The 15,380-nt window shown below is 62.5% G+C and carries 13 protein-coding genes; 11 read left to right on the forward strand and 2 right to left on the reverse strand.

Annotation, left to right across the window (positions count from 1 at the left end):
• Nucleotides 1-67: 67 nt before the first annotated feature.
• The 8 genes from gltR (at nucleotide 68) to PspTeo4_RS28540 (ending at nucleotide 9,150) form a co-directional block, all read left to right on the forward strand.
• On the forward strand, nucleotides 68-793 hold the full coding sequence (gene gltR / locus PspTeo4_RS28505) for a two-component system response regulator GltR (protein WP_322366942.1): 726 nt from the start codon (nucleotides 68-70) through the stop codon (nucleotides 791-793).
• Entirely contained in the window at nucleotides 774-2,225 is a 1,452-nt protein-coding gene (locus PspTeo4_RS28510) for an ATP-binding protein (RefSeq protein ID WP_322366943.1), read from the forward strand. The genes gltR and PspTeo4_RS28510 overlap by 20 nt, the downstream gene beginning before the upstream one ends.
• 206 nt (nucleotides 2,226-2,431) lie before the next feature.
• Nucleotides 2,432-3,718, forward strand: coding sequence for an ABC transporter substrate-binding protein (locus PspTeo4_RS28515; RefSeq protein ID WP_322366944.1), 1,287 nt, complete (start codon nucleotides 2,432-2,434; stop codon nucleotides 3,716-3,718).
• 160 nt (nucleotides 3,719-3,878) lie between these two features.
• On the forward strand, nucleotides 3,879-4,787 hold the full coding sequence (locus PspTeo4_RS28520; protein ID WP_322366946.1) for a sugar ABC transporter permease: 909 nt from the start codon (nucleotides 3,879-3,881) through the stop codon (nucleotides 4,785-4,787).
• Nucleotides 4,780-5,625, forward strand: coding sequence for a carbohydrate ABC transporter permease (locus PspTeo4_RS28525; protein ID WP_322366947.1), 846 nt, complete (start codon nucleotides 4,780-4,782; stop codon nucleotides 5,623-5,625). Before PspTeo4_RS28520 ends, PspTeo4_RS28525 begins: the two co-directional genes overlap by 8 nt.
• Before the next feature lie 3 nt (nucleotides 5,626-5,628).
• Nucleotides 5,629-6,783, forward strand: coding sequence for a sn-glycerol-3-phosphate ABC transporter ATP-binding protein UgpC (locus PspTeo4_RS28530; protein ID WP_322366948.1), 1,155 nt, complete (start codon nucleotides 5,629-5,631; stop codon nucleotides 6,781-6,783).
• 102 nt (nucleotides 6,784-6,885) lie between these two features.
• Complete coding sequence (locus tag PspTeo4_RS28535; protein WP_322367000.1) at nucleotides 6,886-8,178, forward strand: carbohydrate porin; 1,293 nt, start codon at nucleotides 6,886-6,888, stop codon at nucleotides 8,176-8,178.
• A gap of 117 nt (nucleotides 8,179-8,295) precedes the next feature.
• Complete coding sequence (locus PspTeo4_RS28540) at nucleotides 8,296-9,150, forward strand: D-hexose-6-phosphate mutarotase (RefSeq protein WP_322366949.1); 855 nt, start codon at nucleotides 8,296-8,298, stop codon at nucleotides 9,148-9,150.
• Here the strand turns inward: PspTeo4_RS28540 and hexR are convergent.
• Nucleotides 9,143-10,006: a DNA-binding transcriptional regulator HexR gene (gene hexR / locus PspTeo4_RS28545; protein ID WP_322367001.1), complete on the reverse strand. Its 864-nt coding sequence runs from the start codon at nucleotides 10,004-10,006 to the stop codon at nucleotides 9,143-9,145. The genes PspTeo4_RS28540 and hexR overlap by 8 nt on opposite strands.
• Nucleotides 10,007-10,216: 210 nt before the next feature.
• Here hexR and zwf point away from each other — a divergent pair, with 210 nt between their 5' ends.
• From zwf to PspTeo4_RS28560, 3 genes are read left to right on the forward strand one after another with little or no spacing between them, the layout of a single operon-like run.
• Nucleotides 10,217-11,686, forward strand: a complete 1,470-nt coding sequence (gene zwf, locus PspTeo4_RS28550; protein ID WP_322366950.1) for a glucose-6-phosphate dehydrogenase — start codon at nucleotides 10,217-10,219, stop codon at nucleotides 11,684-11,686.
• Nucleotides 11,673-12,386 (forward strand): 6-phosphogluconolactonase, encoded by a 714-nt coding sequence (gene pgl / locus PspTeo4_RS28555; protein WP_322366951.1) that lies wholly within the window; start codon nucleotides 11,673-11,675, stop codon nucleotides 12,384-12,386. The genes zwf and pgl overlap by 14 nt, the downstream gene beginning before the upstream one ends.
• Nucleotides 12,387-12,403: 17 nt before the next feature.
• Nucleotides 12,404-13,084 carry a bifunctional 4-hydroxy-2-oxoglutarate aldolase/2-dehydro-3-deoxy-phosphogluconate aldolase gene (locus tag PspTeo4_RS28560; protein WP_322366952.1) on the forward strand — a complete coding sequence of 227 codons (681 nt, stop codon included), beginning with the start codon at nucleotides 12,404-12,406 and terminating at the stop codon, nucleotides 13,082-13,084.
• Nucleotides 13,085-13,317: 233 nt separating this feature from the next.
• Here PspTeo4_RS28560 and leuA read toward each other — a convergent pair whose 3' ends face one another.
• Nucleotides 13,318-14,991, reverse strand: coding sequence for a 2-isopropylmalate synthase (leuA, locus tag PspTeo4_RS28565; RefSeq protein WP_322366953.1), 1,674 nt, complete (start codon nucleotides 14,989-14,991; stop codon nucleotides 13,318-13,320).
• Between the last annotated feature and the right edge of the window lie 389 nt (nucleotides 14,992-15,380).

Below are 15,380 nucleotides of genomic sequence, written 5' to 3' on the forward strand. Positions count from 1 at the left end.
GATTGGGGCGCGGAGCGGCCCTTGGAGCAGGCGACGAAGACCTGTAACAACAAGAGGGCGGGACACCTTGAGCACTGCCGGAAAATCGATCCTCATGGTCGACGACGACCAGGAGATTCGTGAACTGCTGCAAACCTACCTGAGCCGTTCGGGCTTCCAGGTGCATGCCGAGGCCGACGGCCAGGGCTTTCGCCAGGCACTGGAAAGTACCCCCTGCGACCTGGTGATCCTCGATGTCATGCTGCCCGACGAAGACGGTTTCAGTCTGTGCCGCTGGGTTCGCCAGCACCCGCGTCAATCGCGGGTGCCGATCATCATGCTCACCGCCAGTTCCGACGAAGCCGACCGTGTGATTGGCCTGGAGCTGGGCGCCGACGACTACCTGGGCAAGCCCTTCAGCCCCCGCGAGTTGCAGGCGCGGATCAAGGCGCTGCTGCGTCGCGCCGAGTTCGGCCAGGCCGCGCCGAACGGCGTCGTGCTGGCCTTCGACGACTGGCGTCTGGACACGGTCAGCCACCGCCTGTTCCATCGCGATGGCGAGGAAGTCACGCTTTCCGGCGCCGATTTTGCCTTGCTCAAGCTGTTTCTCGATCACCCTCAGCAGATTCTCGACCGCGACACCATCGGCAACGCCACTCGTGGCCGCGAGCCGATGCCGCTGGACCGTATCGTCGACATGGGGGGCAGCCGCCTGCGCCAGCGCCTGCGCGACACCGACAAGCCGCCACGGTTGATTCGCACCGTGCGCGGCAGTGGTTACCTGCTGGCTGCCAATGTCCGCTGCACGTCCTGAGCGGCGCTGGCGCCTGCTGCCCCGCTCGTTGCTGGGGCGCATGCTGCTGCTGACCTTGTTGGTGGTGCTGATCGCCCAAGGCCTGTCGAGCGTGATCTGGGTGGCCCAGCTACGCGCCAGCCAGTTGCAGGGCCTGCGCGCCAGTGCCGGTAGCCTGGCCCACTCCATGAGTGCCAGTGTCAGTTACTTCCGCTCGTTGCCGGTGGGCTACCGGCCGATGGTGCTCGACCAGTTGCGCAGCATGGGGGGAACGCGCTTTTTCGTCTCGCTCAACGACAAACCGCTGGAGATGCCGGTGTTGCCCGTCACGCCGCGCAAGCAGGCGGTGATCGATGTGTTCCAACAGGTACTGCACGAACGGTTGGGGCCGCAGATGGAAATCTCTGTGGAGTTTGTCAGCCCTGATGACCTGCGTATTTTCAACAGCGGCCTGAAGCTCGACGAGCTGCCGCGTTCCTGGGCGCACTATTCGCTGACACTGGAACCGCTCAACCCACCAGTGCTGGTGACGCAGATTCGTCTGGGCGAGGGCGAGTGGCTGTACATCGCTTCGCTGCTACCTGAGCCCTACACCAGCCTCGAAGCAGAGCGCCTGCCACGCCAGCAGATCGGTTTCATCGTGCTGACCACCGCCTTGTTACTGTTGTTCATTGGCCTGCTGGTGCACTGGCAGAGCTGGCCGCTCAAGCGCCTGGCACGGGCGGCGCGGGAGATGTCGCTGGGGGCTGATGTGGCGCCGGTGGCTGAAGGCGGTGGCAGTGAGGTGGCCGAAGTGGGGCGGGCCTTCAACAGCATGCGCGAACGCATCAGCCGCTACCTCACCGAACGCTCGCAACTGTTCAGCGCCATTTCCCATGACTTGCGAACGCCCATCACCCGCTTGCGACTGCGGGTCGAACTGTTGGAAGACGAGCGCCTGCAGGCCAAGTTCAGCCAGGATCTGGATGAACTGGAGCTGCTGGTCAAAGGCGCGTTGCAGTGTGTGAAGGATACGGACATCCACGAGAACATCGAGCTGATCGACCTCAATCAGGTATTGGAAATTCTCGTTGGGCCGTATCTGGTCGATGGCCGCATCACGGTCGAGGGCTGCGCCCTGGCGCCGTATCCGGGCAAACCGCTGGCCTTGCGTCGCTGCATCGGCAACCTGATCGACAACGCCATCAAATATGGCGAGCGGGCGCATCTGCGCATCATCGACAGCGACCAAGGGTTTGTCCTGCAGGTGGACGACCAGGGGCCAGGCGTGCCGGAACAGCGCCTGGAGCAGGTGTTCGAGCCGCACTTCCGATTGGCCGGGCAGCAGCAGGGGTATGGGCTGGGGTTGGGGATTGCGCGCAACATCGCCCACAGCCATGGAGGGGAGGTGAGCCTGCTCAACCTGCGCGAGGGTGGGCTGCGGGTGACGCTGTTCCTGCCGCGTGGTGATTGATTGTGGTTGTGTCAGTCCCGGTCCTTTCGCGGGTGAATCCGCTCCCACAGGTTCTGTGTTGTTTTCAGACGCAGGGTAAAAGGCAATGTAACCAAACGATGACATTCACACATCGCTTCGTTACCTGGCGCGGCCTGCGCGCTGATTAGACTCATGTCATGCAAGCGTCAGACTTGCCCGGCATAACAACAAGAAAAGGTGCTCTCATGTATTCCACGCTCCGCCTCGCTGCCGCGATCTCCTTCGCCTCGCTCCTTCCACTCAGCGCCTTCGCCGCCGACTCCAAAGGGAATGTCGAGGTGGTGCACTGGTGGACGTCTGGTGGAGAAAAAGCGGCGGCCGATGTGCTCAAGGCCCAGGTCGAAAAAGATGGGTTCACCTGGAAGGATGGCGCCGTCGCAGGCGGTGGCGGTGCCACGGCCATGACCGTGCTCAAGAGCCGCGCAGTGGCCGGCAACCCGCCAGCCGTGGCCCAGATCAAGGGGCCGGACATTCAGGACTGGGCTGCTACCGGCCTGCTCGACGCCGATGTGCTCAAGCCTGTGGCCGAGCAGGAAAAATGGGACACGCTGCTCGACAAGAAAGTGGCTGCCGCGGTGAAGTACGACGGTGACTACGTCGCGGTACCGGTGAACATTCACCGCACCAACTGGTTGTGGATCAACCCCGAGGTGTTCAAGAAAGCCGGCATCGACAAGGCACCGACCACGCTCGACGAATTCTACGCCGCCGCCGACAAGCTCAAGGCTGCCGGTTTCATCCCGCTCGCCCATGGCGGTCAGCCCTGGCAGGACAGCACCGTGTTCGAGAGCGTGGCGCTTTCGGTCATGGGCGTCGATGGCTACAAGAAGGCGCTGGTCGACCTCGACAAAGAGGCGCTGACGGGGCCGGCAATGGTCAAGACGTTGACCGAGCTGAAGAAGCTCGCCACCTACATGGACCCTGACGGCAAAGGCCAGGACTGGAACCTCGAAGCGGCCAAGGTCATCAGCGGCAAAGCCGGCATGCAGATCATGGGCGACTGGGCCAAGAGCGAGTGGACCCTGGCCAAGAAGACCGCTGGCAAGGACTACCAGTGCGTGCCATTCCCAGGCACCAACCAGGCCTTCCTCTACAACATCGACTCGCTGGTGGTGTTCAAGCAGAAGGACGAGGGTACCGCTGCCGGCCAGCAGGATATCGCCCGGATCGTGCTGGGCAAGGACTTCCAGAAGCTGTTCAGCACCAACAAAGGTTCGATTCCGGTGCGTAACGACATGCTCGCCGACATGGGGCAGTACGGCTTCGATGCCTGTGCCCAGGCCTCTGCCAAGGACTTCCTGGCCGATGCCGGAAACGGCGGCCTGCAACCGAGCATGGCGCACAACATGGCCACGACGCTGGCCGTGCAGGGGGCGTTCTTCGATGTGGTGACCAACTACATCAACGACCCTCAGGCCGACCCGGCCGATGCGGCGAAGAAGCTGGCGGCGGCGATCCAGGCTGCCAAGTGACGATCTGACGGCCTCATCGCCGGCGAGCCGGCTCCCACAGCAAGAGCACTGAACTTGGGATCTGTACGGCCTCTGTGGGAGCCGGCTTGCCGGCGATGAGGCCAGTACTGACAACACAAGCGGCAGCGCCAGACACTGCCCAGCCTTCGGGTAACCATCCATGACAACAGCAACCGCCCAACTGCGGGCCTCACCCCTGGACGCTCTACAGCGCTGGCTACCGAAACTGGTCCTGGCGCCCAGCATGTTCATCGTGCTGGTGGGCTTCTATGGCTACATCCTGTGGACCTTCATCCTCTCGTTCACCACCTCCACCTTCCTGCCGACCTACAAATGGGCGGGCCTGGCGCAGTACGCACGGTTGTTCGACAACGACCGCTGGTGGGTCGCCAGCAAGAACCTGCTGGTGTTCGGTGGCCTGTTCATCGCCATCACCTTGGTCATCGGTGTATTCCTGGCGGTGCTGCTCGACCAGCGCATCCGCCGCGAGGGCTTCATCCGCACCATCTACCTCTACCCGATGGCGCTGTCGATGATCGTCACCGGCACCGCCTGGAAGTGGCTGCTCAACCCCGGCATGGGGCTGGACAAGCTGCTGCGCGACTGGGGTTGGGAGGGCTTTCGCCTGGATTGGCTGATCGACCCTGACCGGGTGGTGTACTGCCTGGTCATCGCCGCCGTCTGGCAGGCCTCGGGCTTCATCATGGCGATGTTTCTCGCAGGCCTCCGGGGCGTAGACCAGTCGATCATTCGTGCCGCTCAGATCGATGGCGCCAGCTTGCCGCGTATCTACTGGACTGTGGTGCTGCCGAGCCTGCGTCCGGTGTTCTTCAGTTCGCTGATGATCCTTTCGCACATCGCCATCAAGAGCTTCGACCTGGTGGCGGCGATGACGGCGGGCGGGCCTGGGTACTCCTCCGACCTGCCGGCCATGTTCATGTATTCCTTCACCTTCAGTCGCGGCCAGATGGGCATGGGTTCGGCCAGCGCCATCCTGATGCTTGGGGCGATTCTCGCGATCCTCGTGCCGTACCTGTACTCCGAACTCAGGAGCAAGCGCCATGCATAGCCCTTCGGACAAGCCGGCCATGAGCCTGAGTCGCCTCGCCATCCACGCGGTGCTGTTGCTGGCGGTGCTGCTGTACCTGGTGCCGCTGGTGGTGATGTTGCTCACCAGCTTCAAGACCCCGGAAGACATCGGCAGCGGCAACCTGCTGAGCTGGCCGGCGGTGGTTACCGGCATCGGCTGGGTCAAGGCCTGGAGCACGGTGAGCGGTTACTTCTGGAACTCGATCATGATCACCGTGCCGGCCGTGCTGATCTCCACGACCATTGGTGCGTTGAACGGCTACGTGCTGTCGATGTGGCGCTTTCGTGGTTCGCAGCTGTTCTTCGGCCTGTTGCTGTTCGGCTGCTTCCTGCCGTTCCAGACCGTGCTGCTACCGGCGTCGTTCACCCTCGGCAAGCTCGGCCTGGCCAGCACCACCAGTGGCCTGGTGCTGGTGCATGTGGTGTATGGCCTGGCGTTCACCACGCTGTTCTTCCGCAACTTCTACGTGAGCATCCCCGATGCGCTGGTCAAGGCGGCACGCCTGGATGGCGCCGGGTTCTTCACCATCTTTAGCCGCATCATCCTGCCGATGTCGACGCCGATCATCATGGTCTGCCTGATCTGGCAGTTCACCCAGATCTGGAACGACTTCCTGTTCGGGGTGGTGTTCTCCAGTGGCGATTCGCAACCGATCACCGTGGCCCTGAACAACCTGGTCAACACCAGCACTGGGGCCAAGGAATACAACGTCGACATGGCGGCGGCGATGATCGCCGGCCTGCCAACCCTGCTGGTCTACGTGGTGGCAGGCAAGTATTTCGTCCGCGGGCTGACCGCCGGCGCCGTCAAGGGGTAAGTCATGGCAACGCTTGAACTTCGCAACGTCAACAAGACCTACGGCAGCGGCCTGCCGGACACCCTCAAGGACATTCAGCTGTCGATCAAGGACGGCGAGTTCCTGATCCTGGTGGGCCCTTCGGGCTGCGGCAAATCGACCTTGATGAACTGCATCGCCGGTCTCGAGCAGATCACCGGTGGCGCGATTCTGATCGACGACCAGGACGTCAGCGGCATGAGCCCCAAGGACCGCGATATCGCCATGGTGTTCCAGTCCTACGCCTTGTACCCGACCATGAGCGTGCGCGAGAACATCGAGTTCGGCCTGAAGATCCGCAAGATGCCGCAGGCTGCCATCGATGAGGAAGTGGCGCGGGTGTCCAAGTTGCTGCAGATCGAGCATCTGCTCACGCGCAAGCCCGCCCAGCTTTCCGGTGGCCAGCAGCAGCGTGTGGCCATGGGCCGGGCCTTGGCGCGGCGGCCGAAGATCTACCTGTTCGACGAACCGCTGTCGAACCTCGACGCCAAGCTGCGGGTAGAGATGCGCACCGAGATGAAACTGATGCATCAGCGCCTGCGCACCACCACGGTGTACGTCACCCATGACCAGATCGAGGCGATGACCCTGGGCGACAAGGTGGCGGTGATGAAGGACGGCATCATTCAGCAGTTCGGCACGCCGCAGCAGATCTACAACGACCCGGCCAACCAGTTCGTCGCCAGTTTCATCGGTTCGCCGCCGATGAACTTCATTCCCGTGCGCCTGACTCGGCAGGAGGGGCGTCTGCTGGCCTTGCTCGACAGCGGCCAGGCACGTTGCGAACTGCCGCTTGGGGCGGCCAGTGATGCACTTGATGGGCGCGAGATCATCCTGGGTGTCCGCCCGGAGCAGATCACCTTGGGCGGTGGCGAGGGCAATGGCCTGCCGGGCATTCGCGCCGAAGTGGAAGTGACCGAACCCACCGGGCCGGACCTGCTGGTGTTCGTCACCCTCAACCAGACCAAGGTCTGCTGCCGACTGGCGCCGGATGTGGCGTGCCGGGTCGGCGACAACCTCAACCTGCAGTTCGACCCGGCACGGGTGCTGCTGTTCGACGCCGCCACCGGCGAGCGTCTGGACCCTGCCAGCAGCAGCGCTGCGGTCAAGGACAACGTGGCCCGCTTCAAGGGGCGTTGAAACGTCTACACCATCAAATAAGAAAAAAGAGGACGCAAAAGGATGGAACAGCGCAATCGCATCAGGACTTTAGGCTCGCTTGCCTTGCTGGCCCCGTTGGCCATGCTCGGCACTGGCGGGGCGCAAGCTGCCGAAGCATTTTCCAGCGAGTCGAAGTGGATGACCGGCGACTGGGGCGGTGCCCGCACCGAGCTGCTGGAAAAGGGCTATGACTTTACCCTCGATTATGTCGGTGAGGTGGCCGGCAACCTGCACGGCGGCTACAACGACGACAAGACGGCCCGTTACAGCGACCAGTTCGCCCTTGGTGCGCACCTGGACCTGGAAAAGATCTTTGGCTGGCACGACACCGAGTTCAAACTGGCGATCACCGAGCGTAGCGGGCGTAACCTGTCCAATGACCGCATCAGCGACCCACGCGCCGGGCAGTTCAGTTCGGTGCAGGAAGTGTGGGGGCGTGGCCAGACTTGGCGCTTGACCCAGATGTGGATCAAGCAGAAATATTTCGACGGTGCCCTGGATGTGAAATTCGGCCGCTTCGGCGAGGGCGAGGATTTCAACAGCTTCCCTTGCGACTTCCAGAACCTGGCGTTCTGCGGCTCCCAGGTGGGCAACTGGGTGGGTGGCATCTGGTACAACTGGCCGGTCAGCCAGTGGGCGCTGCGGGTCAAGTACAACATCACCCCGGAGTTCTTCGTGCAGGTGGGGGCCTTCGAGCAGAACCCCTCCAACCTGGAAACCGGCAATGGCTTCAAGCTCAGCGGCAGCGGCACCAAGGGTGCGATCCTGCCGGTGGAGATGGTCTGGTCGCCCAAGGTCAATGGCCTGCCGGGTGAGTACCGGCTGGGCTACTACTACAGCACCGCCAAGGCAGACGATGTGTTCGATGACGTCAACGGCAACCCGCAGGCGCTGACCGGTGAAGCCTTCAAGTCGCATTCGAGCAAGCACGGCTGGTGGGTAGTGGCGCAGCAGCAGGTTACCGCCCACGGCGGCGACGTGAATCGTGGCCTGAGCTTGTTCGCCAACTTCACGGTGCACGACAAGGCCACCAACGTGGTCGACAACTACCAGCAGGTCGGTCTTGTCTACAAAGGTGCCTTCGATGCCCGGCCCAAGGACGACATCGGCTTCGGCGTCGCCCGTATTCACGTCAATGACGATGTGAAGGACCGTGCCGAGTTGCTCAACGCCCAAAGCGGTATCAGCGATTACGACAACCCAGGCTTCGTGCCGCTGCAGCGCACCGAATACAACGCCGAGCTCTATTACGGCTTCCACGTGACCAACTGGCTGACCGTACGGCCGAACCTGCAGTACATCAAGAGCCCAGGTGGCGTGGATGAGGTGGACAATGCATTGGTCGCAGGCTTGAAGATTCAGTCGTCATTCTGAGAAAAATTGTTGTAAATTTACGCCAATCCAATTCCGACCCCGGCACCCACTGGCTTGCAGTGGTTGTCGAGGATACGGCAAGACAGCGCTATCTCAAACAACAAGAGCTTCGGAACCATGCCTGAACATCCGCTACATCGCTTCTTTTCCTCGCAAAGGCCCAGGCCGACCTTCGAGTGGGAGCGTTACCAGCAGCGCGATGTGCTGATCATCGATCATCCTCGCTGCCAGGCGGTATTCAGCCGCCAGGGTGCGCAGTTGCTGCACTTTCAACCGGCCGGCGAACGGCCATGGTTGTGGTGCGCCGAACAGTGGCCGCAGGTGGGCGCAATCCGCGGCGGTGTGCCGGTGTGCTGGCCCTGGTATGGCCGCCACCCCAGTGAGGACCTGTGGCCTGCCCATGGCTGGGCGCGCTTGCTTGACTGGAAACTGGTGGACAGCCGGGAGGACGAAGAGGGGGTGACCCTCAAGTGGCGGCTTGACCTGTGCGACTGGCAGGTCGACCTGCATGCAAGGCTGGGCAGCCGTATGGAGCTGAGCCTGAGTACCGAGCATCAGGACAGCGAACCCTGCCAGCTGAGCCATGCGCTGCTCGCTTACTGGCGTATTAGCGACGTGTCCGAGATAGCGCTGTCTGGGCTTGAAGATATCGAAGGTTACGACCGCCTGAACCGCCAGGCCTGCCGCGAAGATGGCGCGCTCAAGCTCAACGGCGGCTGCCAGAAGGTGTTTCCAGGTACGCCCCGGGTGCAGTTGCAGGACCCGGCCTGGCAGCGCGAATTGTGCATCGACACTGGCGACAGTGACGACACCGTGGTCTGGCACCCTGGTAACCGGCCACTGATGGGCGTGAGCGGGCGCGAGTGCCTGGGGTTCGTCTGTGTCGAAGCGGCCAGTGGCAGCGGTGAGGGACTGAGCCTGGCGCCAGGGCAACGGGCCCACCTGCGCCTGCAGGCCCACCGCCTCAGTTGAGTTCGTCGTCCTCGATGGGGTAGCGGCTGGCGTTCAGGCTTTCCTTGATCTTGCGCAGGTGTGGCTGGAAGTCCACGCCGCGGCGCAGGGTCATGCCGGTGGCCAGTACATCGAGCACAGTCAGCTGGATGATTCGCGAGGTCATCGGCATGTAGATGTCGGTGTCCTCGGGCAGCGGGATGTGCAGGCTCAGGCTGCAGGCGTTGGCCAGCGGCGAGCCTGCCGCGGTCAGGCCCAGTACCGAGGCGCCGTTTTCCCGGGCCAGGCGCGCCACCTCGACCAGTTCGCGGGTGCGCCCGGTGTAGGAGATGATCACGAACAGGTCGCCGGTGTGGGCCACCGAGGCCAGCATGCGCTGCATCAGTACGTCGGCATGGGCCGACACGGCCAGGTTGAAGCGGAAGAACTTGTGTTGCGCATCCAGCGCCACCGGGGCCGAAGCGCCGAGGCCGAAGAAGTGGATCTGCCGGGCCTGGATCATCATGTCCACGGCGCGGCTGACCTGCTGCGGGTCGAGCTGCTGGCAGGCGCTGTCGAGGGAAGCGATGGCGCTGCCGAAGATCTTCTGCGTGTAGGCCGCCGGATCGTCGTCGGCTTCCACGGCGCGGCTGACGTAGGCGGCGCCACTGGCCAGGCTCTGCGCCAGTTGCAGCTTGAGCTCGGGGTAGCCGCTGACGCCGAACGAGCGGCAGAAGCGGTTGACGGTGGGCTCGCTGACCTTGGCCGCCTGGGCCAGCGCGGCAATGCTGAAGCGGGTGGCTTGTTGCGGGTTGAGCAGGATGACTTCGGCGACTTTGCGTTCGGCCTTGTTCAGCTCGTCGAGGCGTCCCTGGATCTGCTCCAGGAGGTTTCGCACGCGGTCCATGGTATGTCCTTGGGTCGAGAAGACAGCCGGCTGCCGGGGCAGCAGGCTTTTTGCACAGTCGTCTATCGTACTGTCGGTGCGGTTGGCGCACCACTTGTCTGTTACGTTTACCGGTAATGTTGTGTTTTTTACTACATTATCCCTTGAAAACCGTATGTGAAAGCGGTATTCCTAGACCAACTTTAGGAAAGAACCAACATCATGGCTGCGATCAGTGTCGAACCTTGCACCTTTGCCCTGTTTGGCGCCCTGGGCGACCTGGCATTGCGCAAGCTGTTTCCTGCGCTTTACCAGCTCGACCGTGCCAACCTTTTGCACCCGGACACCCGCTTGCTGGCGCTGGCCCGCGAGCCTGGCAGTGCACAGGAGCACCTGAGCACCATCGAAGCCCATCTACGCCGGCACGTGTCGGAGGCCGACATCGAGCCAGCGGCGCTTGGGCGTTTCCTCGGGCGCCTGAGTTACCAGCATCTGGACTTCCTGCAGCCTGAGGGCTATCAGGCGCTGGCCCAGCAACTGCCGGGCGAGCTGCCGTTGATTGCCTACTTCGCCACGGCGGCAGCCGTTTATGGGGCCATTTGCGAGAACCTCGACAGGGCTGGCCTGGCCCCGCGTACCCGCGTGGTGCTGGAAAAGCCCATCGGCCATGACCTGGAGTCATCGCGCCGGGTCAATGATGCGGTGGCGCGGTTCTTCCCGGAAAGCCGGGTCTACCGCATCGACCACTACCTGGGCAAAGAAACGGTGCAGAACCTGATCGCCCTGCGTTTTGCCAACAGTCTGTTCGAGACCCAGTGGAACCAGAACTCCATCTCCCACGTGGAAATCACCGTGGCCGAGAAGGTCGGTATCGAAGGCCGCTGGGGTTACTTCGACAAGGCCGGTCAGCTGCGCGACATGATCCAGAACCACCTGCTGCAGCTGCTGTGCCTGATCGCGATGGACCCGCCCAGCGACCTGTCCGCCGACAGCATCCGTGATGAGAAGGTCAAGGTGCTCAAGGCACTGGCACCGATCACCGGGGAGGGGTTGAGCACTGCTGTGGTGCGTGGCCAGTACATCGCCGGCTACAGTGACGGCAAGCCGGTGCCCGGTTACCTGGAGGAAGACAACGCCAACGCCCAGAGCGACACCGAAACCTTCGTCGCGCTGCGCGCCGACATCCGTAACTGGCGCTGGTCGGGCGTGCCGTTCTACCTGCGTACCGGCAAGCGCATGCCGCAGAAGCTGTCGCAGATCGTCATCCATTTCAAGGAAACACCGCACTACATCTTCGCCCCGGAACAGCGTTTGCAAATCGGTAACAAGCTGATCATCCGCCTGCAACCGGACGAAGGCATATCTTTGCGGGTGATGACCAAGGAACAAGGCCTGGACAAGGGCATGCAACTGCGCAGCGGCCCGTTGCAGCTGAACTTTTCCGATACCTGGCGTAGTACGCGCATTCCGGATGCCTACGAGCGGTTGTTGCTCGAAGTGATGCGCGGCAACCAGAACCTGTTCGTGCGCAAGGACGAGATCGAGTATGCCTGGAAGTGGTGCGACCAGCTGATTGCTGGCTGGCGCAACGCTGGCGACGCGCCCAAGCCCTACGCAGCAGGGTCCTGGGGGCCGATGAGCTCGATTGCATTGATCACACGCGATGGGAGGGCGTGGTATGGCGATATCTGAACTGAATTTGCCGGCAACAGTGAAGGCCCATCAGTTGGCTGATGCCCAGACCCTGGCGACGACGCTGGCCCATGATGTGGCCGACCGCCTGCGTGCAGCTATCGCCGCCAACGGCCAGGCTTGCGTGGTGTTGTCGGGTGGCCGAAGCCCGGTACCGTTCCTCGAGCAATTGGCGGCGCAGCCGCTGGATTGGGCGAAGGTCACGGTGAGCCTGGCCGATGAGCGCTGGGTGCCGGTGGAGCATGCTGACAGCAACGCTGGCCTGTTGGCCCGGCACCTGCTCAAAGGGCCTGCAGCCAAGGCGCGTTTTGTAAGCCTGTACCAGAATGCTGCCAACCTTGAAGCCGCCGCCGAGCAGGCCGATCAGGTTGTGGCCGAGCTGCCGCCGATCGATGTGCTGGTGCTGGGCATGGGCGATGATGGCCATACCGCTTCGCTGTTCCCCGGCAGCCCGCTTCTGCGCGAAGGCCTGGACCTTGCCAGCCCGCGCCGCATTCTGCCGATGCTGGCACCTAGCGTACCACGCCAGCGCTTGACCATGAGCCGTTCCTTGCTGGCCAGCGCCGCATTCATCGCGCTGTCCGTGCAAGGCGAGGGCAAACTCGCTACCCTGCGCGCCGCGCTGGCGGGCAACAACCTTTCCGAAATGCCGATTCGCGCCTTTCTTCACGACCCCCTGGACATCTACTGGTGCCCATGAGCAAAGGATCCACTGTCATGACCACCCTCGAACGCCCACAGCCCAAGCTCTCGATGGCCGAGAAAGCCGCACGGATCGACGCCATCTGCGAAAAGGCGCGCATCCTGCCGGTGATCACCATCGCCCGTGAGGAAGATATCCTGCCCCTGGCCGACGCCCTGGCGGCGGGTGGTATCCGTACCCTGGAAGTGACCTTGCGTTCGCAGCATGGCCTCAAGGCCATTCAGGTGCTGCGTGAACAACGCCCGGAGTTGTGCGTGGGTGCCGGTACCGTGCTCGATCGCAGCATGTTCGCCGCCGTCGAAGCGGCCGGTGCGCAATTCGTCGTCACCCCGGGCATCACCCAGGACATCCTCGAAGCCGGGGTGGACAGTGAGATCCCGCTGCTGCCAGGCATCAGCACGCCGTCGGAAATCATGATGGGCTATGCCCTGGGCTACCGTCGCTTCAAGCTGTTCCCTGCGGAAATCAGCGGTGGCGTGGCGGCGATCAAGGCTTTCGCCGGCCCGTTCGGTGATATCCGCTTCTGCCCGACTGGCGGCGTGAACCCGGCCAACGTGCGTAACTACATGGCACTGCCCAATGTGATGTGCGTGGGCGGTACCTGGATGCTCGACAGCAGCTGGATCAAGAACGGCGACTGGGCGCGCATCGAGCAATGCAGTGCAGAGGCGATTGCGCTGCTGGACGCCAACTGAATTTGTTGTGTGCTTTACGGCTTGTGGGGCGCTTGGTCGGCGCCCCTTTTTTTTGCCTGATGTTTTTGTATGGCGTGTGCCGGCCTCTTCGCGGGTAAACCCGCTCCCACAGATCCATAACTGACCTCAAGGCCTGTGGTGTGCCTGTGGGAGCGGGTTTACCCGCGAAGAGGCCAGCACAGGCAAAAAAAAGCCCGCATCAATGATGCGGGCTTCCGGTATCGCGCTACTACTTACGCCGCCTTGGCCTCTTGCTGGCTCAGCGACCGGTTCAGTGCACTGAACAGTGCCTTGAAGCTGGCGGTGGTGATGTTTTCATCGATGCCCACACCATGCACCGGACGACCACCGGCCACGCGCAGTTCGATGTAGGCCGCCGCCTTGGCATTGGTACCTGCGCCGATGGCGTGTTCGTTGTAGTCCATGATCTCAACCGAGATCGGCAGGCCGGCTACCAGGGCTTCCAGGGCGCCATTGCCCTTGCCGCGCCAGTGCAGGGTGGTTTCGCCTTCACCGGCGACTTCCACTTCCACGGCACTGTGGCCGTTCTCTTCCTGCAGGCGATGGCTGACCAGCGCGTACGGGCTGTTGGCCTGGAGGTATTCCTTGTGCAGCAGGCTGTAGATCTGCTGGGCGGTCATTTCCAGGCCCAGGCGATCGGTTTCACCTTGTACCACCTGGCTGAACTCGATCTGCATGCGGCGTGGCAGGCTGATGCCATATTCCTGCTCGAGCAGGTAGGTGATGCCGCCTTTGCCCGACTGGCTGTTGACGCGGATCACCGCCTCGTAGCTGCGGCCGATGTCGGCCGGGTCGATCGGCAGGTACGGCACTTCCCACAGCTCGCCTTCCTGCTGCTTGGCGAAGCCCTTGCGGATGGCGTCCTGGTGCGAGCCGGAGAACGCGGTGTGAACCAGGTCGCCAACGTACGGGTGACGTGGGTGCACCGGCAGCTGGTTGCACTCTTCGACCACTTTGCGCACGCCGTCGATGTCGGAGAAGTCCAGTTCAGGGTCGATGCCCTGGGTGTAGAGGTTCAGCGCCAAGGTCACCAGGTCGACGTTGCCGGTACGCTCGCCGTTGCCGAACAGGCAGCCTTCGGCGCGGTCGGCACCGGCCATCAGGCCCAACTCGGTAGCGGCAATGCCGGTGCCACGGTCGTTGTGGCAGTGCAGGCTGATGATCACGCTGTCGCGGCGGCTGACGTTGCGGCAGAACCACTCGATCTGGTCGGCGTAGATGTTCGGCGTGGAGACTTCCACGGTGGCCGGCAGGTTGAGGATGATCTTGTGCTCAGGGGTCGGGTTCCACACCTCGATGACCGCGTCGCAGACTTCCTTGGCGAACTCCAGTTCGGTGGCACTGAAGGTTTCAGGCGAGTACTGGAAGGTCCACTGGGTTTCCGGCTGCTGGGCGGCGTATTTGACGAACAGTTTGGCCGCGTTCACCGCGATGTCCTTCACGCCTTGCTTGTCCTGGTTGAAGACAATGCGGCGGAACGATGGGCTGGTGGCGTTGTACAGGTGGACGATGGCCTTCTTCGCGCCGCGCAGCGACTCGAAGGTACGGGCGATCAGGTCTTCACGGGCCTGGGTCAGCACCTGGATGGTGGTGTCGTCAGGAATGTGGCCGTCTTCGATCAGCATGCGCACGAAGTCGAAATCGGTCTGCGAGGCGGACGGGAACGAGGCTTCGATTTCCTTCACGCCTACCTGCACCAGGGTCTTCCAGAAACGCAGCTTCTTCTCCGAATCCATCGGCTCGATCAGCGACTGGTTGCCATCACGCAGGTCGGAGCTGGCCCAGATAGGCGCCTGGGTGATGGTTTTCGACGGCCAGGTACGGTCGGGCAGGTCGATGGTCGGAAAGGCGCGGTATTTCTTCGAAGGGTCTTTGAGCATGGTCATGGAAGCAATCCTTTTATGTGCGGCCGAGATCGGGCCTGCCGAGCGATAACGAGATGAAGAGGCGAGGCGACGCGATTCAGCCTGGTAGTCGGGCGCTGACCAGGCAGAGGCTGCGATGTTGTCGGAGCAGAATGAGGGTGCTGAAGGTTTTCATGCCTTCAACCCTAACCAGTGAGATGGGGGATGGCAAGCGTTTGGGGAAAATTGAGAGGAATGCTTAAAAAAAGCAGTTTTGCGAGATTTTATGGCTGAGATTAATGGGTTGCATATGGTTTTTTGCGCGGTATTTTTCGATGGCGCAAGCCGCTGAAATCGATGTCGATGGTACTGGCCTCATCGCCGGCAAGCCGGCTCCCACAGGTATTGCGGGTTGCGGCAGGTGTGGGAGC

Origin of the sequence: Pseudomonas sp. Teo4 (assembly GCF_034387475.1) — a bacterium.
Taxonomy (GTDB): domain Bacteria; phylum Pseudomonadota; class Gammaproteobacteria; order Pseudomonadales; family Pseudomonadaceae; genus Aquipseudomonas.